The 25,205-nt window shown below is 65.8% G+C and carries 29 protein-coding genes; 16 read left to right on the top strand and 13 right to left on the bottom strand.

The genetic code is table 11. From position 1 onward, the window contains the following. Positions 1 to 21: 21 nt before the first annotated feature. Together TabM4_RS03015 and TabM4_RS03010 are read right to left on the bottom strand one after the other, a co-directional pair. Positions 22 to 540: a PaaI family thioesterase gene (locus TabM4_RS03015; protein ID WP_434618216.1), complete on the bottom strand. Its 519-nt coding sequence runs from the start codon at positions 538 to 540 to the stop codon at positions 22 to 24. Further along, entirely contained in the window at positions 537 to 983 is a 447-nt protein-coding gene (locus TabM4_RS03010; RefSeq protein WP_434618213.1) for a PaaI family thioesterase, read from the bottom strand. Before TabM4_RS03010 ends, TabM4_RS03015 begins: the two co-directional genes overlap by 4 nt. Before the next feature lie 141 nt (positions 984 to 1,124). On the opposite strand from TabM4_RS03010, the gene TabM4_RS03005 reads away from it, so the two are divergent. From TabM4_RS03005 to TabM4_RS02970, 8 genes are all read left to right on the top strand, one after another. Then, positions 1,125 to 1,508, top strand: a complete 384-nt coding sequence (locus TabM4_RS03005; protein ID WP_434618210.1) for a MerR family transcriptional regulator — start codon at positions 1,125 to 1,127, stop codon at positions 1,506 to 1,508. Between the two features lie 441 nt (positions 1,509 to 1,949). Further along, entirely contained in the window at positions 1,950 to 2,351 is a 402-nt protein-coding gene (locus tag TabM4_RS03000; protein ID WP_434618207.1) for a MerR family transcriptional regulator, read from the top strand. 14 nt (positions 2,352 to 2,365) lie between these two features. Next, on the top strand, positions 2,366 to 4,144 hold the full coding sequence (locus tag TabM4_RS02995; RefSeq protein WP_434618204.1) for an acyl-CoA dehydrogenase C-terminal domain-containing protein: 1,779 nt from the start codon (positions 2,366 to 2,368) through the stop codon (positions 4,142 to 4,144). Between the two features lie 65 nt (positions 4,145 to 4,209). Beyond that, the gene (locus tag TabM4_RS02990; protein WP_101919038.1) at positions 4,210 to 4,422 is read left to right on the top strand and encodes a hypothetical protein; all 213 of its coding nucleotides are present in this window, start codon (positions 4,210 to 4,212) and stop codon (positions 4,420 to 4,422) included. A gap of 252 nt (positions 4,423 to 4,674) precedes the next feature. Then, positions 4,675 to 5,310, top strand: a complete 636-nt coding sequence (locus TabM4_RS02985) for a glutathione S-transferase family protein (protein WP_434618201.1) — start codon at positions 4,675 to 4,677, stop codon at positions 5,308 to 5,310. Positions 5,311 to 5,321: 11 nt separating this feature from the next. Then, positions 5,322 to 6,533: an acetyl-CoA C-acetyltransferase gene (locus TabM4_RS02980; protein ID WP_434618198.1), complete on the top strand. Its 1,212-nt coding sequence runs from the start codon at positions 5,322 to 5,324 to the stop codon at positions 6,531 to 6,533. Further along, positions 6,533 to 7,498, top strand: a complete 966-nt coding sequence (locus tag TabM4_RS02975) for a cupin domain-containing protein (protein ID WP_434618196.1) — start codon at positions 6,533 to 6,535, stop codon at positions 7,496 to 7,498. Before TabM4_RS02980 ends, TabM4_RS02975 begins: the two co-directional genes overlap by 1 nt. After that, positions 7,495 to 9,681, top strand: coding sequence for a 3-hydroxyacyl-CoA dehydrogenase NAD-binding domain-containing protein (locus TabM4_RS02970; RefSeq protein WP_434618193.1), 2,187 nt, complete (start codon positions 7,495 to 7,497; stop codon positions 9,679 to 9,681). Before TabM4_RS02975 ends, TabM4_RS02970 begins: the two co-directional genes overlap by 4 nt. On the opposite strand, the gene TabM4_RS02965 is transcribed toward TabM4_RS02970, so the two are convergent. From TabM4_RS02965 to TabM4_RS02930, 8 genes are all read right to left on the bottom strand, one after another. Then, positions 9,648 to 10,310 (bottom strand): Hint domain-containing protein, encoded by a 663-nt coding sequence (locus tag TabM4_RS02965; protein WP_434618190.1) that lies wholly within the window; start codon positions 10,308 to 10,310, stop codon positions 9,648 to 9,650. The genes TabM4_RS02970 and TabM4_RS02965 overlap by 34 nt on opposite strands. 136 nt (positions 10,311 to 10,446) lie before the next feature. Next, entirely contained in the window at positions 10,447 to 11,109 is a 663-nt protein-coding gene (locus TabM4_RS02960; protein ID WP_434621904.1) for a sulfotransferase family 2 domain-containing protein, read from the bottom strand. Between the two features lie 100 nt (positions 11,110 to 11,209). Next, positions 11,210 to 12,163 (bottom strand): 2-hydroxyacid dehydrogenase, encoded by a 954-nt coding sequence (locus TabM4_RS02955; RefSeq protein ID WP_434618187.1) that lies wholly within the window; start codon positions 12,161 to 12,163, stop codon positions 11,210 to 11,212. Then, positions 12,163 to 12,498 (bottom strand): tRNA-binding protein, encoded by a 336-nt coding sequence (locus TabM4_RS02950; RefSeq protein WP_434618184.1) that lies wholly within the window; start codon positions 12,496 to 12,498, stop codon positions 12,163 to 12,165. The genes TabM4_RS02955 and TabM4_RS02950 overlap by 1 nt, the downstream gene beginning before the upstream one ends. Next, on the bottom strand, positions 12,495 to 13,298 hold the full coding sequence (gene proC / locus TabM4_RS02945) for a pyrroline-5-carboxylate reductase (protein ID WP_434618182.1): 804 nt from the start codon (positions 13,296 to 13,298) through the stop codon (positions 12,495 to 12,497). The genes TabM4_RS02950 and proC overlap by 4 nt, the downstream gene beginning before the upstream one ends. Before the next feature lie 30 nt (positions 13,299 to 13,328). Continuing rightward, a complete protein-coding gene (locus tag TabM4_RS02940; RefSeq protein ID WP_434618179.1) occupies positions 13,329 to 13,832 on the bottom strand; it encodes a YbjN domain-containing protein in 504 nt (167 codons plus the stop codon). 314 nt (positions 13,833 to 14,146) lie between these two features. Continuing rightward, positions 14,147 to 14,431 carry an accessory factor UbiK family protein gene (locus tag TabM4_RS02935; protein WP_434618176.1) on the bottom strand — a complete coding sequence of 95 codons (285 nt, stop codon included), beginning with the start codon at positions 14,429 to 14,431 and terminating at the stop codon, positions 14,147 to 14,149. 96 nt (positions 14,432 to 14,527) lie between these two features. Further along, the gene (locus tag TabM4_RS02930) at positions 14,528 to 16,180 is read right to left on the bottom strand and encodes a glycoside hydrolase family 3 N-terminal domain-containing protein (protein WP_434618173.1); all 1,653 of its coding nucleotides are present in this window, start codon (positions 16,178 to 16,180) and stop codon (positions 14,528 to 14,530) included. A 159-nt stretch (positions 16,181 to 16,339) separates the two neighbouring features. On the opposite strand from TabM4_RS02930, the gene lgt reads away from it, so the two are divergent. From lgt to TabM4_RS02910, 4 genes are all read left to right on the top strand, one after another. Then, the gene (gene lgt, locus TabM4_RS02925) at positions 16,340 to 17,230 is read left to right on the top strand and encodes a prolipoprotein diacylglyceryl transferase (protein WP_434618170.1); all 891 of its coding nucleotides are present in this window, start codon (positions 16,340 to 16,342) and stop codon (positions 17,228 to 17,230) included. Continuing rightward, positions 17,227 to 18,300, top strand: coding sequence for a class I SAM-dependent methyltransferase (locus TabM4_RS02920; RefSeq protein WP_434618167.1), 1,074 nt, complete (start codon positions 17,227 to 17,229; stop codon positions 18,298 to 18,300). The genes lgt and TabM4_RS02920 overlap by 4 nt, the downstream gene beginning before the upstream one ends. Beyond that, complete coding sequence (gene pgeF, locus TabM4_RS02915) at positions 18,293 to 19,042, top strand: peptidoglycan editing factor PgeF (protein ID WP_434618164.1); 750 nt, start codon at positions 18,293 to 18,295, stop codon at positions 19,040 to 19,042. The genes TabM4_RS02920 and pgeF overlap by 8 nt, the downstream gene beginning before the upstream one ends. A gap of 271 nt (positions 19,043 to 19,313) precedes the next feature. Continuing rightward, on the top strand, positions 19,314 to 19,469 hold the full coding sequence (locus TabM4_RS02910; RefSeq protein WP_434618161.1) for a hypothetical protein: 156 nt from the start codon (positions 19,314 to 19,316) through the stop codon (positions 19,467 to 19,469). A gap of 66 nt (positions 19,470 to 19,535) precedes the next feature. On the opposite strand, the gene TabM4_RS02905 is transcribed toward TabM4_RS02910, so the two are convergent. Beyond that, positions 19,536 to 20,036 carry an Lrp/AsnC family transcriptional regulator gene (locus TabM4_RS02905; RefSeq protein WP_434618158.1) on the bottom strand — a complete coding sequence of 167 codons (501 nt, stop codon included), beginning with the start codon at positions 20,034 to 20,036 and terminating at the stop codon, positions 19,536 to 19,538. A 224-nt stretch (positions 20,037 to 20,260) separates the two neighbouring features. Here TabM4_RS02905 and trxB point away from each other — a divergent pair, with 224 nt between their 5' ends. From trxB to TabM4_RS02890, 3 genes are all read left to right on the top strand, one after another. After that, positions 20,261 to 21,199: a thioredoxin-disulfide reductase gene (gene trxB, locus TabM4_RS02900; protein ID WP_434618155.1), complete on the top strand. Its 939-nt coding sequence runs from the start codon at positions 20,261 to 20,263 to the stop codon at positions 21,197 to 21,199. Between the two features lie 313 nt (positions 21,200 to 21,512). Further along, entirely contained in the window at positions 21,513 to 23,219 is a 1,707-nt protein-coding gene (locus TabM4_RS02895) for a bifunctional sulfate adenylyltransferase/adenylylsulfate kinase (protein WP_434618152.1), read from the top strand. A gap of 391 nt (positions 23,220 to 23,610) precedes the next feature. Next, complete coding sequence (locus TabM4_RS02890) at positions 23,611 to 24,000, top strand: Ltp family lipoprotein (protein ID WP_434618149.1); 390 nt, start codon at positions 23,611 to 23,613, stop codon at positions 23,998 to 24,000. Between the two features lie 45 nt (positions 24,001 to 24,045). On the opposite strand, the gene TabM4_RS02885 is transcribed toward TabM4_RS02890, so the two are convergent. Further along, on the bottom strand, positions 24,046 to 24,276 hold the full coding sequence (locus TabM4_RS02885) for a DUF1150 family protein (protein WP_434618146.1): 231 nt from the start codon (positions 24,274 to 24,276) through the stop codon (positions 24,046 to 24,048). 9 nt (positions 24,277 to 24,285) lie between these two features. Further along, positions 24,286 to 24,708 (bottom strand): Hsp20 family protein, encoded by a 423-nt coding sequence (locus TabM4_RS02880; protein WP_434618143.1) that lies wholly within the window; start codon positions 24,706 to 24,708, stop codon positions 24,286 to 24,288. Positions 24,709 to 24,941: 233 nt separating this feature from the next. On the opposite strand from TabM4_RS02880, the gene TabM4_RS02875 reads away from it, so the two are divergent. After that, positions 24,942 to 25,160: a YdcH family protein gene (locus TabM4_RS02875; protein WP_101919056.1), complete on the top strand. Its 219-nt coding sequence runs from the start codon at positions 24,942 to 24,944 to the stop codon at positions 25,158 to 25,160. Positions 25,161 to 25,205 lie beyond the last annotated feature (45 nt).

Raw genomic sequence — 25,205 nt, 5'->3', positions numbered from 1 at the left:
CGGCCCGGATGTGCAGCGCGCCTATTCCGCTGGTTCCCCCGGCGCAGGCGGCATCAGGAAATGTCCGGTTCCCTGCGCGAAGAGACGCGCGCGGTTGTCTTGCCATGCCTCCACATGCACCGATGCATAGCGGCGGCCCGACCGGTTCACCCGCGCCCGGGCATAGGCATCGCGGGGAAGGCCGGTGCGCAGGTAATCCACTGTGAAATCGATGGTCTTCGGCAGGCGCAGCGGCATGTCCGCGATGGCGGCGGGGTCGAGTTGCCCTGCCTCCATCTCTTCCCACAGGATCGACCATGACAGTTCGATGATCGCCGCCACTTCAAGGAAGGCCGCCGTCACCCCGCCATGCAGCGCGGGCAGCGCGGGGTTGCCGATCAGCTTTTCGTCGAAGGGCAGGATCGCCGTCAGTTCATCCCCCCTGCGGTCGAACTGGATGCCCAGATACTGGATATAGGGCACGCCCGACAGCAGCGCCTTCAACGCGGCGTCGCGGCGCTGTTTCACGACCTGCACGGGTTCGGGTTTCGCGCGGGTCATTTCACACCCTTAGGACGATCCAGCGTGAAGGCCCCCGTCGCCGCAGCCACGGGGCGCGAGCCGTCCTCGTCCGTGGCGGTCACACGCACGAAGGCGACGGAGCGGGTGACATGATAGCACTCCGCCCGCGCGGTGATCGCCTGCCCCGGCGTGGCCGCGCGGAAATAGTCGATCCGCAGGTCCAGCGTCGCGGTCGAGACGGGCGCCGCCGGGTGGCACATCACCGCCGCCCCGCTGGCCGTATCCATCAGCGCCGAGACGGCCCCGCCATGCAGCACGCCCGTGGCCGGATCGCCGACGAAACGCGCGTCATAGGGCATGGACATCACCACCTGCCCCGCGCCAAGGCTTTCCAGACGCATCCCCAGCGCGCGGGAATGGGGGATCGCCTCGATGAACCGCCGCGCCAGCGCGACCACATCCTGTGCCGTAACGTCAGTCATTGCCAAACCTCATCGACCCCCATTAACCGCGCCCCGCCCAGAAAGCGCAACCCCTGCCCCGTGGCCAAGGCCCGCTTCCCCGGCGTCACGCGTTGCGCCGATGCCCCCTTCGTCCTATGCTTCCGCGCGAGGAGAAATGCGATGTCCGACACCCGCCTCAGCTTCAAGGAGATGTGCGCGAAGTTCGACGTGACGCCGCGCACGCTGCGCTATTACGAATACATCGAACTGCTTCAGCCCGAGAAGGAGGGCCGCGCCCGTTTCTACGGCCCGCGCGAAGTGGCGCGCATGACGCTGATCCTGCGCGGCCGCCGTTTCGGCTTTTCTCTGGAGGAGATCCGGCAGTGGCTGCTGATCTATCGCCAGAAGGGGACGCGCACCCAGCTTGAGGCATGGCTGCAACTGGCCGATCGCCAATTGGGCGCGCTGGAACGGCAGATCGAGGATCTGCAGGCCGCGCGTGCCGACCTGCAGGCCCTGCGCGAAACCGCGCGCGAGGAACTGGCAAAACTTCCTTCCGAATAGTGCCACCGCGGGATGCGGTCCCACGCAGGGGCGCGAGAAGGGAAGGACAATTCACGATTAACGTGGTAGAGTTTGGGTGTGTTTGAATGTCAGGGCGATTCCCGATGCACCATCTGCTTCGCAGCAAAGGACCACGCGGTTACGGCGCCTTGATGCTTTTCCTCGTGGTCTATCTGGCGGCGCTGGCCCTGATCCTTGCGCCGGAGGGCAGCCTGTCCTCGGCCCCGGCGACTGCCGTCCTCAGCGTCGACTGACGGCCCGTTTCATCCCCGCCTTCGCAGGCCCGCCCAAGTTGGCGGGCTTTTTGCATGGCTGTTCCGTGACGCGACGCGGCCCCGATCCGTGACGCCACGTTACGTTTACGTTCACGTCAACTTCTCTGGTAAGGTTCGGCAACGCCACCAGATTCCGTGCATCACACGCTGCCAGACAGGTGCCTGAATGAATGCCAAGGACGAACTTCTGACGATCCGCGAGATGTGCGAGGCCTTCGATGTGACCCCGCGCACCCTGCGTTTCTATGAGGCGAAGGAATTGCTGGCCCCGCTCCGCCGGGGGACCGCCCGGCTTTACACCTATCGCGACCGCGCGCGGCTGAAGCTGATCCTGCGCGGCAAGCGGTTCGGCTTCTCGCTGGAGGATATCCGCCAGCTTCTGGACATGTACGACCGCGAGGGACGCCAGCAGGAGGCGCAGTTGCGCCGCACCTATGAGGTGGCGGCAGAGCGGCTGGCCCAGATGGAACGCCAACGCGCCGAACTGGACGAGGCGATTGCCGAATTGAAGGAACAGATGGACTGGGGGGCCGGCGTCCTTGCCGCCTTCCGCAAGGCCGCCGAATAAGGAGGAGAGAGACGATGCCCAGCTATACCGCCCCCGTGAAGGACATGCAGTTCGTGCTGCACGACGTGCTGCAGGTCTCGGCCTCCGACATTCCGGGCTATGCCGATCTGGATGCAGGCTTCACCGCCGCCGTTCTGGAAGAGGCGGGCAAGCTCGCCTCGGACGTACTGGCCCCGCTGAATGCGGTGGGGGACCGCGAAGGCTGCCGTCTGGAGAATGGCGTGGTGCGCACGCCCACCGGGTTCAAGGCGGCCTTCGAGCAGTTGAAGGAAGGCGGCTGGACGGCGCTGGACTGCGACCCCGAATACGGCGGGCAGGGCCTGCCCTATGTGATGGGCACGGCGGTGGGCGAGATCTTCGTCGCGGCGAACATGGCGCTGAACATGTATCAGGGCCTGACCCATGGCGCCTATTCGGCGATCCACGCGCATGGCACAGCGGAGCAGAAGGCGACCTATCTGCCCAAGATGGTGTCCTGCGACTGGACCGGGACGATGAACCTGACCGAACCGCATTGCGGCACGGATCTGGGCCTGATGCGCACGAAGGCCGAACCGCAGGCGGATGGCAGCTATCGCATCACCGGGCAGAAGATCTTCATCTCGGCCGGGGAACATGACATGGCCGAAAACATCATCCACCTCGTACTGGCCAAGGCGCCGGGCGGGGGTGAGGGGACGAAGGGCATCTCTCTGTTCATCGTGCCGAAGTTCCTTGTGAATGCCGACGGGTCGCTGGGGCAGCGCAATGCGCTGTCGGTCGGCAAGATCGAAGAGAAGATGGGCATTCACGGAAATGCCACCTGCGTGATGAACTATGACGGCGCGACCGGCTATCTGCTGGGCGAGTTGCACAAGGGCATGCGCGCCATGTTCACCATGATGAACGAGGCACGCATCGGTGTGGGCGTGCAGGGCTATGCGGTGGCCGAGGCCGCCTATCAGAACGCGCTGGCCTATGCGAAGGACCGGTTGCAGGGCCGCGACGTGACAGGGGTGAAGAACCCGGAAGGACCGGCCGATCCGCTGATCGTGCATCCCGACATCCGCCGCAACCTGATGGATCAGAAGAGCTTCGTCGAAGGGGCCCGCGCCTTCACCTTCTGGGGCGCGTCGCTGATCGACCGGGCGCATCGCACGGGAGATGCGGGGGCGGAGGGGCTGATTTCCCTGCTCACCCCTGTCATCAAGGGCTTCCAGACCGACAAGGGCTTCGATGTCGCGGTGGCTGCGCAGCAGGTCTATGGCGGGCATGGCTATATCGAGGAATGGGGCATGTCCCAATTCGCCCGCGATGCCCGGATCGCCATGATCTACGAGGGTGCGAACGGGATTCAGGCGCTCGACCTTGTCGCACGGAAACTGGCGGCGGATGGCGGCAAGCATGTCATGGCCTTCTTCGAGATCGTGAAGGGGTTCCTGAAGGAGAACGAAGGGGATGATCGGCTGAAGGCTGGGTTCCTTGATCCGCTGAAGGCGGCGTCGAAGGCGATGCAGGGGGCGGGGATGTATTTCATGCAGAATGGCATGAAGAACCCGAATGCCGCGCTGTCGGGCAGCTATGATTTCATGCATCTGATGGGCCATGTCTGCCTTGGGCTGATGTGGGCGAAGATGGCCAAGGCGGCCTATGCCGCCCTTGATGCGGGCGCGGCGGACCGCGACTTCTACGAGGCCAAGATCGCCACGGGCCGCTATTACATGGCCCGTCAATTGCCCGCTTGCGCGCTGCATCTGGCGCGGATCGAAAGCGGGGCGGAGCCGGTGATGGCGCTGCGCGCGGAGGCGTTCTAAGCTTTCGGGGCGCGGACGAATTTTCTGCGAAAATTCGCGCCCCGACCCCAGCGCTGGAGAGAGAGATGCCCAAACGTTTCCGCCTGACCCGCCGCTTCCCGGTCGCCATGACCGAAGACGGCTATCGCAAGCTGAAACGCTTTGCGCAGGAGGCCGGGTTGGACGAAGGCGAGGCGCTCTCTTTCCTGTTCGAGAATTTCGACAGCGTGACGGACAAGGACAACCTGACCCACCGCCTGCGCCTGTTCAATTCGGAACTGGACGACAGGAAGCGGTAGAGCGGGCGGAAAGGGAGGAAGGGGGTATTTGGGCCGAGACGAAGACAGGACCGCACGCCGCATCCTGGGCCTACGGCTTGGCTATCCTCGGGGCAGGATGCGGCGCTTCGTCCCGGGCGGTCATCGGCTCCCCAGCCTGTACCGCGCGGAAAGGATGACGGGCAAAGATGAAGAAAGCGTTGCTTCGTCTTGGTCCAAATACCCTCGGGGTCCGGGGGTGAAGCCCCCGGGTGGTGGGGCCGGGAGGAACGGATGGGAATGAAGCTTTATTGTTTCGGTGAAAGCGGGAACGCCTACAAATGTGCGCTGGCCCTGACTCTGACGGGGTTGGAATGGGAGCCTGTCTTCGTAGATTTCTTCGGGGGCGAGGCGCGGGGCGAGGCCTTCCGTGCCCTCAACCCGATGGGAGAGGTTCCGGTGCTGGTGGATGGCGAGGTGACGCTTTCGCAGTCCGGCGTGATCCTCGACTACATCAGTTCCAAGACCGGCCAACTGGGCGGGCGGGCGGCAGCAGAGCGGCGCGAGGTGCTGCGCTGGCTGTTCTGGGACAATCACAAGCTTTCCACGCAAGTGGGAACCTGCCGGTTCCTTGCCAATTTCCTCCCCCCTGAAAAGCGGCCCGAAGGGGTGATCCCTTTCCTGCAGGGGCGGCTGAAAGCGGCCTACAGGGTGCTGGATGACCACCTCGCCGCGCGCGACTGGATCGTGGGGGATGCCCCCACCATCGCTGACCTGTCCTGCTGTTCCTACCTCTACTACCCCGAACCCTTCGGCTTCGACCGCAAGGACTGGCCCCATATCTCGCGCTGGCTCGACGGCATCGCCGCCCTGCCCGGCTGGAAACACCCCTACGACATGATGCCCGGCAACCCCTCTGAGCGGGCATGAAGGAGACGACGATGACCGACGCCTATATCTACGACGCCATCCGCACCCCCCGCGGCAAGGGCCGCCCCGACGGCGCCTTGCACGAGGTGACCTCCGTCACCCTCTCCGCCCGCATCCTCGACGCGCTTGCGGAACGCAACGGCCTGTCGGGCCACGCGGTCGAAGACGTCATCTGGGGCAACGTCACGCAGGTCGGCGAACAGGGCGGCTGCCTCGCCCGCTCCGCCGTCCTCGCCTCCGGCCTCGACCAGTCCATCCCCGGCCTCGCCATCAACCGCTTCTGCGCGTCGGGCATGGAAGCCGTGAACCTCGCCGCCAATCAGGTGAAGGGGGGCGCGGGCAGCGCCTATATCGCGGGCGGGGTGGAGATGATGGGGCGTGTGGCGATGGGCAGCGACGGCGCGGCCATCGCCGTGGACCCTTCGCTCGCCATGAAGACCTACTTCGTCCCGCAAGGGATCAGCGCGGACATCATCGCCACCGAATACGGCTTCACCCGCGATCAGGCCGACGCGCTGGCCGTCGAATCCCAGCGCCGCGCGGCGGAGGCGTGGAAGGCAGGCCGCTTCGCCAATTCCGTCGTGCCCGTGAAGGACCAGAACGGCCTGACCATCCTCGCCCATGACGAATACATGCGACCGGGGACCGACATGCAGGCCCTCGGCGCGCTGAAACCCAGCTTCAAGGAAATGGGCGAGGCGATGCCCGGCTTCGACAAGCTGGCGCTGATGAAATACCCCCATCTCGAACGCATCGAACACATCCACCACGCCGGCAACTCCTCCGGCATCGTGGATGGCGCCGCCGCCATCCTCATCGGCAATGCCGAGTTCGGCCGCGCGCACGGCCTCAAACCCCGCGCCCGCATCCGCGCCACGGCCAAGATCGGCACTGATCCCACCATCATGCTGACGGGTCCCGTCCCGGTGACGGAAAAGATCCTCCGCGACTCCGGCATGTCCATCGCCGACATCGACCTCTTCGAAGTGAACGAGGCCTTCGCCTCCGTCGTCCTGCGCTTCATGCAGGCCTTCGAGGTGGACCCGGCCAAGGTGAACCCCAACGGCGGCTCCATCGCCATGGGCCACCCGCTGGGGGCAACCGGCGCCATCATCATCGGCACCCTGCTCGATGAACTCGAACGCACCGGCAAATCCACCGGCCTCGCCACGCTCTGCATCGCCTCCGGCATGGGCGCCGCCACCATCATCGAGCGTGTGTGATGCCCAAGCTCGACCTCGCCACCGTCCCGGTCAAGACCGGCTCCATCTACCCCGCGCCCTTCGCGGCGATGATGGCGGGCCGCAGCTCCCTGCGGCTGGGCGAGGCCGGGGGCCTGACCCATTTCGGCGTCAACCTCGTCACGCTGGAACCGGGGGCGCTCTCCTCCCTCCGCCACTGGCACGCGATGGAGGACGAATTCGTCATGGTCACCAAGGGCGTTCTGACCATGATCACCGACGCAGGCGCCGAACCCATGCACCCCGGCGACTGCGCCGCCTTTCCGGCGGGCAGCACCGACGGCCATCACTTCGTCAACCGCAGCGACGCGCCCGCCGAATTCCTGGTGATCGGCACCAAGGCCCCGCGCGAAGTCGGCACCTATTCCGACGTCGACCTCGTCGTCACCATCGAAGGCCGCAGCGCCACCTTCACCCGCAAGGACGGCACGCCCTACACCCCCACCGACACACCGCCTGCCATGCAATCACCGCAGGGCCGCGCCAACCGCAAACTCACCCCGCCCGCATGGGCGACCGAGAACCCCACCCACCCCATCCTCGGCCCCGGTCCGGGCGAATACAGCTACCAACTCCTCTCCGACCCCGGCGGCCTCACCCAATTCGGCTGCTTCCTCGAAGAACTCCGCCCCGGCTCCCGCTCCGGCCACCGCCACTGGCATGAGAACGAGGACGAAATGGTGATCCTGCTGACAGGCCACCTCACCCTCGTCGAAGACTCTGAGTCCCCGCTCCAAGCAGGCGACGTCGCCGCATGGCCCGCAGGCCACCCCGTGGGCCACCGCCTCGACAACCGCGGCGACCAACCCGCCCGCTATCTCGTCATCGGCACCCGCCGCCAGACAGACCGCATCCATTACACCGACCACGACCTGATCACGGAAAAGGACGGCCCCGCGCGCCGCTACCTCCACCGCGACGGCACCCCTTACGGAGACAGCAAATGACCGACTTCACCTATGCCGTGGACGCAGACGGCGTCGCCACCATCACCTGGGACGTCAAGGCGAAGTCCATGAACGTCATGTCCACCGCAGGCTTCGAACTGCTGGACAGCCTGATCGACAAGGCCCTCGCCGACCCCGCCGTCAAGGGCGTGATCCTGACCTCCGGAAAGAAGGACTTCGCCGGAGGCATGGACCTCAACGTCATCGCCCAGATGCGGGCGGGCGGCGCGCAGGCGATCTTCGACGGCGTCATGCAGATGCACCACGTCCTGCGCAAGATCGAACGCGCGGGCATGGACCCCAAGACGAAGAAGGGCGGCAAGCCCATCGTCGCCGCCCTCCCCGGCACGGCCCTCGGGATCGGCTACGAACTGCCCCTCTCCTGCCACCGCATCATCGCCGCCGACAACTCGAAGGCAAAGATCGGCCTGCCGGAAATCATGGTCGGCATCTTCCCCGGCGCGGGCGGCACCACCCGCCTCGTCCGCAAACTCGGCGCCATGATGGCCGCGCCCTTCCTGCTGGAAGGCAAGCTCTCCGACCCGAAATCCGCCAAGGCCGCAGGGCTGGTGGACGAAGTCGTCGCGCCCGAAGACCTGCTGGCCCGCGCCAAGGAATGGGTGCTGACCGCGAAAGACGCCGACCTCGTCAAACCTTGGGACGACAAGGGCTACAAGATGCCCGGCGGCGCCCCCTACCACCCCGCAGGCTTCATGACCTTCGTCGGCGCCTCTGCCATGATCATGGGCAAGACGATGGGCGTCTACCCCGCCGCCCGCGCCCTCCTCTCCGCCGCCTATGAAGGCGCGCTCGTCCCCTTCGACACCGCGCTCAAGATCGAGGCGCGCTGGTTCACCTCCGTCCTGATGAACCCCTCCTCCTCGGCCATGATCCGAAGCCTCTTCATCAACAAGGAGGCGCTGGAGAAAGGCGCGAACCGCCCCAAGGTGGCCGACCAGACCGTCCGCAAACTCGGCGTCATCGGCGCAGGCATGATGGGCGCGGGCATCGCCTATGTCTCCGCCAATGCAGGCATCGACGTCGTCCTGATCGACGCCTCGCAAGAGGCCGCCGACAGGGGCAAGTCCCACTCCGCCGACCTCCTCGACAAGGGGATGAAGCGCGGCAAGGTCACGCAGGCGAAGAAGGACGAAACCCTCGCCCGCATCACCGCAACCACCGACTACGCCGCGCTCAATGGCTGCGACCTGATCGTCGAAGCCGTCTTCGAAGACCCCAAGGTCAAAGCTGACGTCACCGCAAAGGTTGACGCCGCCACCGGCCCCGACACCATCTTCGCCACCAACACCTCCACCCTCCCCATCACCTCGCTGTCGAAAGCCAGCGCAAGACCCGCCAACTTCATCGGCATCCACTTCTTCTCCCCCGTGGACAAGATGAACCTGGTGGAGATCATCCGCGGCAAGGACACCTCCGACACCGCCGTCGCCAAGGCGCTCGACTACGTCCGCCAGATCAGGAAGACGCCCATCGTCGTCAACGACGCCCGCTTCTTCTACGCCAACCGCTGCATCATCCCCTATATCAACGAAGGGATCCGCATGGTCGCCGAAGGCGTCGAACCCGCGCTGGTGGAGAACGCCGCCAAACTCGTCGGCATGCCGCTCGGCCCCCTGCAACTGGTCGATGAAACCTCCATCGACCTCGGGGTGAAGATCGCCAAGGCAACCCGCGCCGCGATGGGCGACGCCTACCCCGACGGCGCGGTGGACGAGGTGCTGTTCTGGATGGCCGACAAGGGCCGCATGGGCAAGAAATCCAACGCTGGCTTCTACAGCTACGACGCCACCGGAAAACGCGAGGGCCTCTGGGACGGCCTTTCCACCCAATACCCCACCGCCGCGGAACAACCCGACCTGACCACCGTCCAGCACCGCCTTCTGATGGCGCAGGTTCTGGAGGCTGTCCGTGCGTTGGAGGACGGTGTCCTGACCGATATCCGCGAAGGCGATGTGGGCGCGATCCTCGGCTGGGGCTTCTCACCGTGGTCGGGCGGCCCCTTCTCATGGCTCGACATCATCGGGGCGGCGCGGGCGGTGGAGATCTGCGACCACCTCACCGCAGCCCATGGCGCGCGCTTCACGGCCCCGAAGATGCTGCGCGACATGGCGGCAAAGGGCGAAGGGTTCTACGCCCTGAGTTCGGGAACGAAGGCCGCCTGAGGCCCACGGCTGCCCGCCGCCGCCGCCGCCATCGCGGCATCCAGCGCGGCGCGGCGTCCCTCGGCGATCAGGCCCGCGACCAGCATCCGCGCCTCGCGCAGGCCAAGCGTCAGAAGATCCCCGCCGCGGAACATGTTCGCGGCGGCATTCCCTGTACCGCCACACCCCAGCAGCAGGCTCGGCCCGGCAAAGACGACCTGCGGATGGTCGAAATGCAGATGCACCAGTTCCACCTCGCGCGGCGGCAGACGCTTGGCCCCGTTCCAGCCGACAAGCGCCAGCGACGGCACCATCACGCAGGGCTCGCCGAAGTAATCTTCGGCCAGATCGCATTCCAGCATCACCATCTGCGCGGGCAGCAGTTCGACCGGATGGGCATTGCCCATGATCCCCGACGGAAGATGGACGGGCCAGAACACCGGAGGCACCCAGGCCGCCTGCGCCGACCGGTTCACCGCCCGCAGGGGCAGCACGCCGTTCTCATAGGTCAGGACGCCGTCGCCGGGCTCCAGATCGCCCGCCTCCACCCAGCCATCCGCCGTGGCAAGGACCTGCGATGCAGGCAATCCGTCCACCAGAATGGCCGGGACCCCTGCCCCATCCTGTGCTGCAACATTCGATTGAACCACCGGACCTGCCCCGTCTTCTTGGATCGACAGCAGGACAGATGACCGAGTCGTTTGTCGCCGAAAGGGCGAAAGACGGGCAAGGCCGCGCCGGATTGTGTCAGGATGTGGAACGGTTCTTGCAGAGGCCGCGCCCGGCTCAGACCGGATCGGGGTCGAATCCGTAACCGAAACGCGCAATATCCGCCGCACAGATCGTGGCCAGCCGCTGGGCATCCGCATCGCTGTAGTATCCGCGCCAATCCCGCGCCCTTTTCGACGCATTGGCCGGGGCAAGCGGCGTCAGCCGGAACCCGAGATGTGTCTCGAACGGGACCAGATCCTCCTCCAGCCGTTCCAGCCTTGCGTAAAGTGCGGGGCGCTCCCGCCCCTGCACATCGCGCAGATAGGCGGGATAGGGCCATGCCGCAAAGGCGGCCGCCGTGTGGGGATGGGCCAGAAAATCCGAAAAGCCCATCGCCTTGGCCAGCGTGACGGCGGGATGATCGAAATCCTGTCCGCGCAGCCAATGGTAATAGCTGACCATCCGGTCCCATGGATTGCGGATCAGCGTGACAAGGAACATCCTGTCCAGCTCTTCCGCCCCCAGCACCCCGTCCAAATCGGCCAGCGTGGAATGTTTCCACAGCCGCCCCTTGGCGGGCAGGTCCTTCAGCCGCCCCCGCCGCGCCCGCGCCTTGGGCGTGTCGCCGATCAGGATGTCGTCCTTCATCGCCCGCGCCTCCAGCGCGAGCGTCAGCGCGGTGCCCCCAGTCTTGGGGATATGGACGAAGACATAGCCGCGCCCGCGCGAAACGATCACCGCCACCCTCCGCAACAGCGGAATTTGGACACAAATTCCGCGTCGGAAAATGAACCCATTTTCCGTTGCGATTTCTGTGTGCAGAAATCGCCCCCCGGCATCAGTTCACCCGGTTGGGAAGATCGCGCCCCTCCAGATGGGCGATGAGGTTCTCGACCGCCATCATCCCCATGTTCTCGCGCACCTCCAGCGCCGCCGTCCCCAGATGGGGCAGCAGCGTCACGTTCTCCATCGCCATCAATTCCGCCGGAACCTTCGGCTCGAACTCATAGACATCCAAGCCCGCCCCGGCGATACGCCCCGCGGCCAGCGTGGCGATCAGCGCCGCCTCGTCCACCACATCGCCCCGCGCGATGTTGACGAAGATGCCCGTGGGCTTCATCGCCGCTAAGGCCGCAGCGTCGATCAGGTGATGGGTGGCCTTTCCCCCGGGCACGGCGACCACGACGAAATCCTGCGCCATCGCCTCGGCCATGGCCACCTGCCGCGCAGGGATCCCCGCATCTGCCACGGGCGACCGGTTGTGGAACACCACCTCCATCCCGAACCCGTAATGGCAGCGCCGCGCGATGGCCTTGCCGATGCGCCCCATGCCGATGATCCCCACCGACTTGCCGCTGACATGGGTGCCCAGCATCTGCGTCGGCCCCCAGCCGACCCAGTTCCCCGCGCGCAGGATGCGCTCCCCCTCGCCCAGCCGCCGCGCCGTCATCAGGATCAGCGACAGCGCGATATCCGCCGTGGCATCCGTCACCGCGCCGGGCGTGTTGCTCACGGCGACGCCCGCCCTCGCGGCCGCCTCCACGTCGATATGGTTGTAGCCCACCCCGAAATTCGCAAGCAGCCTGCACCGCGGGCCGGGAACATCGGCAAAGACCTCGGCCGAGAAGCGGTCACCCAGCGTGGGCATCACCGCGTCGAAATCGCGCAGGGCGGCGCGCAACTCCTCGGCCGTCAAGACCCGCGCCTCTTCGGCGCGCGAGGTCACGTCGAACCGCGCCTCTGCGGCGGCCAGCACCCGCGCGGGCATCCGCCGCGTGATCAGCAGTTTCATCAGAACATCCTCCCCCCAGGCGGCACGTCCTGATCCGGCTGCAGCAGGACCACCTCCCCCTCTGCATCCGGAACGCCCAGCACCAGCACCTCGGACATGACCTTGCCGATCTGGCGGGGCGGGAAATTCACCACCCCCATCACCAGACGCCCGACCAGCCCCTCCGGGGTATAGTGCCGCGTGAGCTGTGCGGAAGAGCGTTTCTCGCCAATCTCCGGCCCGAAATCGACCCAGAGCTTGATCGCGGGCTTGCGCGCCTCGGGATAGGGTTCCGCCCGCACGACACGGCCCACGCGGATATCGACCTTCTGGAAGTCGTCATAGGTGATCGTCACTTGCCCAACTCCCGCCCACGCTCGGCCGCCGCCTTCACCGCCCGCGCCATCAACCCCGGCAGTTCCGGCATCAGGACAGCCAGCGCCGCCGCCGTCGTGCCACCCGGCGAGGTGACGTTGATGCGCAATTGCGCCGCGCTGTCCGCCGAACGATGCGCCAGTTCCCCCGCCCCGCAAACCGTGGCGCGGGCCAGTTGCATGGCAACCTCCGGCGACAGCCCCTCCGCCTCGCCCGCCGCCGCCATCGCCTCGATCAGATGGAACACATAGGCGGGGCCTGATCCGGAAACCGCGGTCACGGCGTCGATCTGATGCTCGCCGTCAAGGATGACCGTCTCGCCCACCGCCGCCATCAGGGCCACGGCCAGCGCCATGCCCTCGTCCGACACATGGGCATTGCGGCACAGCGCGGTGATCCCCCGGTTCACCATCGCGGGCGTGTTCGGCATGGTGCGCACGATGGGCGTGCGGTGTCCCAGCGCCGCCTCGAAGGCCGCGATCGTGGTGCCCGCCGCGATGGACAGAAACAGGGTGCCGCCATTGCCCAAGGCCTGTAGCACCGGCAATGCCGCCCCCATCATCTGCGGTTTCACCGCCAAGAGCGCCACGGCAGGTGCCCCCGGCACACCGTCATTCAGATGAACGCCACTGCCCCGCAGCCAATCCGACGGGTTGGGTTCGATCACCCAGACCGAAGCCGCAGGCACGCCCGCGCCCAGCCAGCCCGTCAGCAGGGCCGTCCCCATCTTTCCGCATCCCAGAAGTACCAGCCCGTCTTGGGCAACCCGCTCCAACGCCATCGCGCCCCCCCGTATCAACCGGGGGTCACGTTAGGCGCGCCCGTAGGCCTCGGCAATGGCGACCTTCATGGCATCCGCAGGCGCCCGGTTGCCCCAAGAGACAAGCTGGAAGGCCGGATAGAACCGCTCCGCCGCCTGCACGGCCGCGCCGATCAGGCGGTCGATCTGATCCGCCGTCGCATATTGCCCGCCCGAAAGCAGCAGGCCATGCCGCCAGACCATCAGCTTCTGCTCTTCCCAATAGGTGAAGGCCCCGGTCCAGACCAAATCGTTGCAGCGGTTCAGCACGTCGTAAAGCGCACCCATCCGCGCCTCCGGCGGCTCCATCTCGAAGGTGCAGATCAGGCGCAGCGTCTCATCCTGCGCGGACCAGGCAAGGGTCAGGCTGTAGGTCCGCCACTGCCCTTCCACCGCCATGGCGATCTGGTCATCGGTGACGCGGTCGAATTCCCAATCGTGATGCTCGGCAAGGGTTTCAACGATGTCGATCGGGTGAAGATCGTCGGTGGTGAGAAAATCTTCCGCAAGCGACATGACAAAAGCCTCATTATGATGCCCCCGAAGGGGATCATCCCCACAAGCGACTGGGCGACCTGCCAATTCCTGCGTTCGCCGATGTCGCCCTTACTAGATATGGTGAAGCACGAGGGAAAGTGTGTAAAGCGATTTCTGGGCAAATCTTCTGTGGACAAAAGCGGGCCATGACGACCGCTCAACCCAAGGGTGCAGACTTCATTCTGCCGTGCGCGTCTCACGCAGTGACCTGTCGCAATTCGCAGACCTGAAGGTTCGGCAAAGAAAAAGGGCGGCCCAAGGCCGCCCGCTTCCGCATCATCCGGAGAGGCCGATCACTCGGCCTTCTTCTTCCCCGCAGCCTTGGGCGCATCACCTGCCAGTTTCGCCTCCAGAACGGCCAGACGCGCCTCCAGCGCCGCGTTCTCCTCGCGGGCCTTCACGGCCATGGCGCGGACGGCGTCGAATTCCTCGCGCGTCACGAAATCGCGGTCGGCCATCCAGCGGTCGACCAGACCCTTCATCGCCGTCTCCGCCTCGGTCTTGGCGCCCTGCGCCACGCCCATGGCATTGGTCATCAGTTGCGACATGTCGTCGAAGAACTTGGATCGCGTCTGCATCGCGGCACTCCTTTTCCTTGCCCCCTATATGGCCCCCGCGCCTTCCGGGCACAAGCCTGCGCCCCTGCGGCATCACGCACAGGTCAGAACCCCGCGTCAGTATCGGGCGTCAGGCAACCCGCAGAAGGCATCCACCGGACTGTCGCCCTGCCATGGCGCGCGGCCCATCAGGCATTCCACCACCGCCGCCTGCATCGAAGGCATGGTGGCATAGGCATTCACCATGCAGGGCGCCCTCGGCGCATCGTACAGCAGATAGGGATAGCCGAAGGAAATCATCACCACCGGCACCTGATGCCAGACCCTCTGCATCGACGGGCCGAACCCGCCCATCACCCGCGCCCAATCAAGGAAGATGCGCCCGCGCGTCAGCAGCGTCTCTTCCCCGAAAAGATACAGCACCAGATCGCAGTCCGCCGGATCGATCCGCTCGCCCGCCCGGTGCAGCGTGACCTCGAACCCCTCGCGCGCCAGCATGTCGGGCAGGTCGAAGGCGAAGGGCGCGCGGTGCAGGGGTGACACGATCCCCCCCGAAACCAACAGCACCCGCCGCGTCCGTTCGGGCGACAGGGGCATCACGCCCTGCACATCCTTCACCAAGGTCGGCGCCCGCGCCGTTACCGCCCGCGCGGCACGGCGCGCGGCCTCCGTCCCCAAGGCCGCAGGGTCCAGTGCGGGTTGCCCCCGATGCAGGCCCAGCGCCGCCTTCAGGCCCAGCACCCGGATCAGCGCCGCCTCGTGCCGACGCGCCGATATCCGCCCCTCGGCCACGGCGCGGGCGATCAGGGCATGGTCCCCCTCGGGATCGTCCGAGAAAAGGATGACGTCGCAACCGTTCTCGATCACCTCGGGCAGCATGATCTCGCGCGGGGCCCATGCGCCGAAGCCCGCCATGGGCGTGGCATCCGACACGATCACCCCGTTGAACCCCAGCCTCTCGCGCAACAGACCCTCGTTCAGGGCGCGCGAAACGGAAGCCGGGCGGTACATCTCCACCCCCTCGGCCCCCATCGCGGCGGCAAAGGCGGGAAAGGCGATATGCGCCGACATCACCGACATCACGCCGCTGTCGATGGCCGCGCGATAAAGCCGCCCATGCGTCGTCTCCCACGCGTCCAGCGTCAGAGGGTTGATCGTCGTCACCAGATGCTGGTCGCGGTCGTCATGCCCCTCGCCCGGCCAGTGCTTCACCGTGGCGGCCACCCCCGCCGCCTGAAAGGCCGCGATCTGCGCCAGCGCGTGCCGCTCGATCCGGGCCACATCCGACCCGAACCCGCGCGTGGCCACAATGGGCGACCGGAAGGCCGCGTTGATGTCGATCACCGGCGTGAAGGACCAGTTGATCCCGATGGCCCGCGCCTCGGTCGCCATGATCGCGGAAATCTCGGTCGTGGCCGCCACATCATCCACGGCGGCAAGAGCAAGCGGGTTGGGCACCTCGGTCCCGAAGGCAAGGCTCATGCGCGAACCTTCCAGATCGGCGCTGACCAGCATCGGCAAGCGCACCGCATCCCGTGCCGCCGTCAGGAAATCCACCTCGGCCGTGGCATCGGGTCCGAAGAACCGCGTGATCCCCGCCGGTTGCAGCCGCGCCAGACGCGCCACCTCGCCGGGGTCCGCGCCCATGGAGATATGGACGAACAACTGCCCCACCCGTTCCTCGGGCGTCAGCCGGGCCAGTTCGGCGCGCACCCAATCCACACCCGCATCGTCCAGATGGAACGGTGCCTTGCGCAGATGATCGAACATGTCCCACCTCCCCGTGACCACCGACCCACCCTATCACGGCGCGGCAGCGGCGAAAGCCACACCGCACCTCACCCAACCGTCACCGCCCGACGGTTGACTTCCCGCCCCCTTCCCCGGAAAACCCCGCCAGCCGCCAGAGGACACCCCAGAGGAAGCCGCATGTCCCCCATTCCCTTCCCCGACCTCTCGCCCGAACTGTTCCGCATCGACATTGGCGGCATGTCATTCGCGCTGCGCTGGTATGCGCTGGCCTATATCGTGGGCCTCGTCGCGGGCTGGAAGCTGATGGCGCGGATGGTCTCCACACCCCGGCTCTGGCCGCAGGGCGCGCCGATGACGGCGGCGCAGGTCGAAAGCCTGCTGACCTGGGTCATCCTTGGCGTGGTGCTGGGCGGGCGGCTGGGCTTCGTGCTGTTCTACCAGCCCGGCTATTACCTTCAGTATCCCGGCCAGATCCTGAAGGTCTGGGAAGGCGGCATGTCCTTCCATGGCGGGTTCCTCGGCGTCGTCGCGGCAGGCATCTGGTTTTGCCGCAAGGAACGCATCCCGATGCTCTCGCTGGCCGATCTCATGGCCATCGTCGCCCCCATCGGCATCGGCCTTGGCCGCATCGCCAATTTCATCAATGCCGAACTCTGGGGCCGCCCCACGACCATGCCTTGGGCCGTGGCCTTCCCCGGCGAGGCCGCGCAGACCTGCCCCGGCGTCGTGGGCCTTTGCGGTCGCCACCCCTCGCAACTCTACGAGGCCGCGCTGGAAGGCGTGATCCTGTTGGCGGCGCTGCTCTACCTTGCCTACCGCAAGGGCTGGCTGGCCACCCCCGGCAGGCTGGCCGGACTGTTCTTCGCAGGTTACGGATCGGCGCGCTTCTTCGTGGAATTCTTCCGCCAGCCCGATGCGCAGTTCATCACCGAAGGCAACCCGCTGGGCCTTGCCCTGCAGATCGGCGGCTATGGTCTGACGATGGGGCAGATCCTTTCGCTGCCGATGATCGTGGCGGGCCTGTGGTTCATCACCCGCGCCCGCCCCGCATCGCCTGCCCCGGCATGACACCGCTCGCAGCCCTTCTGGCCGCGCGCATCCGCGCCTCTGGGCCGATGACGCTGGCCGAATACATGGCCGATTGCCTGCTGCACCCGGACCATGGCTATTACGCCACCCGCGATCCCTTCGGCGCGCGGGGCGATTTCACCACCGCGCCCGAGATCAGCCAGATGTTCGGCGAACTCATGGGCATCTGCCTTGCGCAAGGCTGGCTGGATCAGGGCAGCCCCGCCCCCTTCACCCTTGCCGAACTCGGCCCCGGACGCGGCACGCTGATGGCCGATATCCTGCGCGCCACCCGCGCCGTCCCCGGCTTTCACGCCGCCGCCCGCGTCACGCTGGTGGAGGCCTCCCCCAGCCTGCGCACCATCCAGCGCCGCACCTTGGGCGACCATCCGGTCAATTGGGCGGCCACCGCCGAAGATCTGCCCGAGGCGCCGCTCTTCCTCATCGCCAACGAATTCTTCGATGCCCTGCCCATCCGCCAGTTCACCCGGCAGGGCAGGGGCTGGGCCGAAACCGTCGTGGGCCTGACCGAGGGCCGGCTGACGCTGGGTCGCACCTGCCCCGCCCCCCTTGCTGCGCTGGAACACCGCCTGACCGACACGCCGGACGGCGGCATCGTGGAAACCTGCCCCGCCGCAGCTCCCATCATGGCGCGCATCGGTGCCATCATCGCCCGCCACGGTGGCGCGGCGCTGATCATCGACTATGGCGACTGGCGCGCGCGCGGGGATACGTTCCAGGCGCTGAAGGACCACCGTTTCGCCGATCCGCTGGCGGAACCCGGCGCGGCGGACCTGACCGCCCATGTCGATTTCGAGGCGCTGGCAAAGGCCGCCGCCCCCGCCCGCGCCAGCCGCATGGTGGAACAGGGCACCCTCCTGAACCGTCTCGGCATCGCCGCCCGTGCCGCGCGGCTTGCGCAATCCCTCTCTGGCCCCGCGCTGCAATCCCACCTTGCCGCGCATCACCGCTTGACCGACGCCCGGGAAATGGGTTCGCTGTTCAAGGCGCTGGCCATCCATCCCCCCGCCCTTTCGCCCCCGCCCGGATTTGACGCCCCAGATGCTTGAAAAGATCACCTCCGATGCGCTGGCCGTACCCCACGGCTTCTTCACCCGAAAGGGTGGGGCCTCTTCGGGCATCTTCGCGGGGCTGAACTGCGGCCCCGGATCGTCTGATCAAGCCGAGGTGGTGGCCATCAACCGCGCCCGCGTGGCCGAGGCGATGGGCGTTCCTGCCGATCATCTCCTCTCCATCCATCAGGTCCATTCCGCCGACGTGATCCATGTCACGGAACCCCTGACGGAACGCCCCCGCGCCGATGCCATGGTTACCGCCGTGCCGGGCCTCGCCCTTGGCGTTCTGACTGCGGATTGCCAACCCGTCCTCTTCGCCGATCCGGAGGCGCGCATCATCGGTGCCGCCCATGCCGGATGGCGCGGCACCCGCGACGGCGTGCTGGAGGCCACGGTCGATGCCATGGTCGCCTTGGGCGCGCGGCGCGAGAACATCGCCGCCGTCATCGGCCCCACCATCAGCCAATCCGCCTATGAAGTCGGCCCCGAATTCTTCGAGGCCTTCACCGATGACGACCGCGACAATGCCCGCTTCTTCATCGCGGGCCAGAACGGGCGCTATCTCTTCGACCTGCCCGCCTTCGGCCTGTCGCGCCTGCGTGCAGCAGGGGTTGGCCATGCCGAGTGGACGCGCCACTGCACCTATCGCGATTCGGAGCGATTCTTCTCCTACCGCCGCACCACCCATGCCGGAGAGGCCGATTACGGCCGCCTGATCTCGGCCATCCGGCTCTGATTGCGGCGACAATCCGGCAGACCGCCGCCATGGGATTGTCGCATTTGCGGAAACAATCCGCATGAACTGTCACGCAAAGCGAAACACGCTAACAATTTCAATATCTTGCACGTCATTAACGGGTCCGGCTTCATTGCCATAATCGGCAACAATCCCGCGCCTGCGGCCCGCATCTTTCCGCAACCTTGGCCAAAACCCTGCCGCAAAGCCCCGTCAGATTTGCCTTCAACAGGGCAGCATGGCCCGCATCGGACAAGGACGGAGAGGGACTATGAAGAAAGAACGCCGCTGGCTCAAATCCGCAATCGCCGCCAGCCTCGAACCGCAGCCCGCCCTGCCGTGGCAGCGCGCCACCCGCCGCCGCCCCGAGGCGCTGAAACCCGCAGCCCCCGCCCCGATGAAGCCCCGGGCCATCGCCGCACGCTGATCCGTCGGCACCCAAACGCAAAAGGCCGGGCACCCAGCCCGGCCTTTGCCATTCCGAAACCCCGGTTCAGGCCGTGCGCGCCAGCCGCGCCTCGAGCACATCGAAAGGCACGCCCGGCTGATCCTTGGCGCAGCGGATCACGAGGCTGGTCTTCACCGTCGCCACATTCTCGGCCTTCAGCAGTTCCCCGGTCAGGAAGCTCTGGAACGACGACAGGTCCGGCGCCACGCATTTCAGGATGAAGTCGATCTCGCCGTTCAGCATGTGGCATTCGCGGACCAGCGGCCAATTGCGGCAGCGCTCCTCGAAGGTCGAAAGGTCCGCCTCGGCCTGACTCTGCAACCGCACCATGGCAAAGACCTGCACCTCGAAGCCCAGTTCCCGCGCGTCGATATCGGCGTGATAGCCCTTGATGTAACCCGCCTCTTCCAGCGTCCGCACCCGCCGCAGGCAGGGCGGGGCCGAAATGCCCACGCGGCTTGCCAGTTCCACATTGGTCATCCGCCCATCCGCCTGCAACTCGGCAAGGATGTGACGGTCGATCGGGTCTAGCTTCGATCCGGCCATGGCGCTTTGGTCCCCTGTTCCGGTCTATGGTCGCATACCGGATTTCCGGCTAGATAGGCCTGCGACACCGTCCGCGCAATATTGTTTCAACATCAGGCAAGAAAAAACCGCCTCCGTTTCAAACAAACGGTCAAGAAACGCGCAAACCCGCCCTGCATCCCACGCCCTTCCCCCCGCCGCAGGCTTTGCCTATATCGTGGGGCCAACCGAAAGCGGGGGTTAAGATGGGCAACACGCGGCACACCAAGGTTCTGATCATCGGCTCGGGTCCGGCAGGCTATACCGCCGCCGTCTACGCCTCGCGCGCCATGCTGGAACCGATCCTCGTGCAGGGCCTGCAACCCGGCGGCCAACTCACCATCACCACCGAGGTGGAGAACTGGCCCGGCGACACCCATGTGCAGGGCCCCGACCTGATGGTCCGCATGGAGGAACACGCCCGCGCCATGGGGGCCGAGGTGATCACCGATTACATAACCTCGCTCGACCTGCAGAACCGCCCCTTCACCGCGCAATCCGACAGCGGCACGGTCTACACCGCCGATGCCGTGATCCTTGCCACCGGCGCGCAGGCCAAATGGCTTGGCCTGCCCTCGGAGGAAAAGTTCAAGGGCTTCGGCGTCTCCGCCTGTGCCACCTGCGACGGCTTCTTCTATCGCGGCAAGGAAGTGGTGGTCATCGGCGGCGGCAACACCGCGGTGGAAGAGGCGCTTTTCCTGACCAACTTCGCGACCAAGGTCACCGTGATCCATCGCCGCGACAGTTTCCGCGCGGAAAAGATCATGCAGGACCGCCTGTTCAAGAACCCCAAGGTCGAAGTCCTGTGGAACCACACCGTGGAAGAGGTGATCGGGGATGAAACGCCCCTCGGCGTCACCGCCGTCCGCGCCCGCGACGTGAACACGGGTGCGACGAAGGACATCCCCTGCGCAGGCTTCTTCGTGGCCATCGGCCATGCGCCCGCCTCCGAACTGGTCAAGGATCAGCTTGAACTGCACAATGGCGGTTATGTGAAGGTCGAACCGGGCACCACCCGCACCTCCATCCCCGGCGTCTTCGCGGCGGGCGACCTGACCGACCATGTCTACCGTCAGGCCGTCACCTCAGCCGGCATGGGCTGCATGGCGGCACTCGATGCCGAACGCTGGCTGTCGGGGCACTGAACCGGAAATTTCTGACGCAGAAATTTCGCCAGAATTTGACACAAATTCCGGCGCCGTTTTCTGCGTCAGAAACCGGCGCGGACCCTGCGTCAGGATCCGCTGACCCAAGCGAAGGGCGAGGCGCGAAACGCCCTCCACCATCTGGCCCCGCCTTCGGAACAGCGTTCCGGCACGCAAAGAAAGCGCGGCATTTCTGCCCTATTCATTCGCATTAACCCTTGTTTGCTGGAATTCCGTCCGCCAAAGGCGTAAAGCGCGCCGCGACAGGCGGGGCCGTTCCCGCCCAAGAACACCCACCAGAGGCCCGTTTCCGATGACGCTGTCCAACACCGCCCCGATCCCCGAACTCTACGTCTCGCATGAATCCGCCCAGAAGCTGAAGCACGAGGCGGGTAACCTGCCCTCCTGGGATCTGACCCCGCGCCAGATCTGCGATCTGGAACTGCTGATGAATGGCGGCTTCCACCCGCTCAAGGGTTTCCAGTCCGAAGCCGATTACAACGGCACCGTGGAAAACATGCGCACCGCCGACGGCATGCTCTGGCCGATCCCGGTGACGCTGGATGTCAGCCAAGCCTTCGCCGACAAGGTCGCCCCCGGTCAGGACATCGCGCTGCGCGATCAGGAAGGCGTCATCCTCGCCATCCTGTCCATCACCGACAAGTGGACGCCCAACAAGGCGAACGAGGCGGAAAAGGTCTTCGGCGCCGACGACCTCGCCCATCCTGCCGTGAACTACCTGCACAACGTCGCAGGCCCCGTCTATCTCGGCGGCCCGATCACCGGCATCCAGCAGCCTGTCCACTACGACTTCCGCGCCCGCCGCGACACACCGAACGAACTCCGCGCCTTCTTCCGCAAGATGGGCTGGCGCCGCATCGTCGCCTTCCAGACCCGCAACCCGCTCCACCGCGCGCATCAGGAACTGACCTTCCGCGCGGCCAAGGAAGCCGAAGCCAACCTCCTGATCCACCCCGTCGTCGGCATGACCAAACCGGGCGACGTGGACCACTTCACCCGCGTCCGCTGCTATGAGGCGGTGCTGGACCAGTATCCCGCCGCGACCACCCACCTCTCGCTCCTCAACCTCGCCATGCGCATGGGCGGCCCGCGCGAGGCGCTGTGGCACGCCATCATCCGCAAGAACCACGGCCTGACCCATTTCATCGTGGGCCGCGATCACGCCGGTCCGGGCAAGAACAGCCAGGGCAAGGATTTCTACGATCCCTATGCCGCGCAGGAACTGGTGGCAAAGCATCAAAAGGAAATCGGCATAGAGATGGTCGATTTCAAACAGATGGTCTATGTTCAGGAAAAGGCCCAGTATTACCCAGTGGACGAGGTGCCGGAAGGCTCCACCGTCCTCGACATCTCCGGCACCGAACTGCGCCGCCGCCTGCGCGAAGGGCTGGAAATCCCGGATTGGTTCTCTTTCCCGCAGGTGGTGCAGGAACTCCGCCGCACTTCCCCGCCCCGGTCCAAGCAGGGCTTCACGGTGTTCTTCACCGGCCTCTCCGGTTCGGGCAAATCCACCATCGCCAACGCCCTGATGGTCAAGCTGATGGAGATGGGCGGTCGCCCCGTCACGCTTCTGGACGGTGACGTGGTGCGCAAGCACCTGTCGTCAGAACTCGGCTTCTCGAAAGAACACCGCGACATCAACATCCGCCGCATCGGCTATGTGGCGAGTGAAATCACCAAGAACGGCGGCATCGCCATCTGCGCGCCCATCGCGCCCTACACCGCCACCCGCCGTGCCGTGCGCGAGATGATCGAAAGCTTCGGCGCCTTCATCGAAGTCCATGTCGCGACCAGCATCGAGGAATGTGAACGCCGCGACCGCAAGGGCCTCTACAAACTGGCGCGCGAAGGCAAGATCAAGGAATTCACCGGGATCTCCGACCCCTACGAGGCCCCGGAAAAGCCGGAACTCCGCGTGGATACCGAAGGCACCGACGTGGATTACTGCGCCCAGCAGGTGATCCTGAAACTGGAAAGCATGGGCCTGATCAAGGCCTGATCTGTGGCGGGGTGAACCCCGCCCTACACCCGACACTCACCATAAGGCCCCGCGCAAGCTGGGGCCTTATTTTTTTTCCGCGCCGAAAGGATTTGGTGCAGCTACCCATCGGCCCTATCCTTCCGCGCAGACCGTCCCACGGGCACAAGGGATGCACCAACAACCTTGGCGCGTTTTCTGTCAGCCTTGCCGTGACGGACCTTGCCACATCGCGCGACTTCGATGCGCGGCTCGGCTTTCATCCCGTCGCCGGGCAAGCCTCGGAGAACTTGCTGATCCTGCGCAACAGGAAAACCAAGGAAACCACTTGAAAGCCGCCCCCGATCGGGGGAACCCTCAAAGCCTTCTCGGGCCGAACGGCCCCCAAATTCATTGAAAGACGGCTGTCCCCATGAAGATATCGCCCCATCCCCTTCTGCCTGCGCTCCTGATCACGGTCCTGACCACCGCCTCCGCCTCAGCGCAGGATCTGACCGGCCCGCAAAGGAATGCCGTGCGCTCCGCCGAAAACTACCTCAGCTTCAAGGGTTTTTCCCGCAATGGCCTGATCGACCAACTCTCGTCATCCTACGGGGACGGATACGACCGGGCCGATGCCACCATCGCCGTCGACAGCCTGTCCGTCGACTGGAACCAGCAGGCCGTCCGGGCCGCCGAACTCTACCTGCAACTGATGGGCTTTTCCTGCAACGGCCTGATCGACCAGCTTTCCTCGGACGCGGGCGACAAATTCACCCGGAGCGAGGCCGCCTATGGCGCTCAGCAGGCTGGGGCCTGCTGATCACGCGGACCGAACCGCCGTTGACCCTGCGCGCCCCGCGCCGGATCAATGCACGTTCACCGGCGCCATGTCGTTCTGCCGCGCCAAGGCAAAGGCCAGCGCCCTGTCGCGCACCAATGCCAGCCGGTCGCCGCCCGCCGCATCATGCAGCGCGTAGATCGTCTCCAACCCGCCGGCATGGGCCTGCACTTCCGCAGGCAGGTCCGCCACCTTCACAGGCCGCACATAGACGATCCGCGACCCGCCTTCGGGAATTCCATCGAATTTCACATCCATGACATCACCTCATTTCCGACCGCTGCGCGAAGAAATGGCAATCGTCTGCACCACCGTTTCCGGCACCGCCCGCTTCAGGTCGATATGCAGAAGCCCATGCTCCATGCTGGCCCCGGCCACCTCCACCCCGTCAGCCAGCACGAAACTGCGCTGGAAGGCGCGGCTGGCGATGCCACGGTGCAGATAGACGCGCTCGCCCGTTTCCTCGGCCTGACGTCCGCGCACGACAAGCTGGCGGTCCTCCACCGTGATCGCAAGGTCCTCTTCCCGGAACCCCGCCACCGCAAGCGTGATGCGATAGGCGTTTTCCGAAGTGGCCTCGATGTTGAAGGGGGGATAACCTTCCGAGGATTTGGCGGTGCGTTCCACCAGCCGTTCCAACTGCTCGAACCCAAGCAGGAAGGGATGCGTCCCAAAGGTCAGTTTCGTCATCGGTCATGTCCTTCGTCAAAGCGACATTCCCGGCGGCCCCGATCACGGCAACCGCCAGCCCCTGAAATATGGGGCGCGCCCCGGCCCGCCGCAAGCCCCCTGCCATCGCATCCCCGCAAACCCCAACCCATGCGGATTTCTGCGTTTTTCCGACAGATTCCTTCACGCGGCGGCAGAGAATCACTATATTGATCGACAGGACCAAGAAGCCACTCCCGCCAAAAGGCCAGGCCATGAACGCGCCCAGCGAAATGAACTTCGAAGACATGCTCCGCGTCCGTCTGGAAGTGCTCAAGCGCGAGCATCGCGATCTCGACGAGGCGATCCACGCCCTCGAAACCGCCGGTCGTCCGGACCAGCTCACCCTGCGCCGCCTCAAGAAGCAGAAGCTCGCGCTGAAGGATCAGATCGTGAAGCTGGAAGATCAGCTCATCCCCGACATCATCGCCTGACCGCAGGGCGGTGCGGCCCCCGCACGCATCGCCCGCTTGCCCCCA

This window comes from Tabrizicola sp. M-4 (assembly GCF_051132405.1).
GTDB lineage: Bacteria > Pseudomonadota > Alphaproteobacteria > Rhodobacterales > Rhodobacteraceae > Paragemmobacter.
The sequence above is the reverse complement of the archived record's forward strand: the minus strand, read 5'-3'. Positions and strand labels throughout refer to the sequence as shown.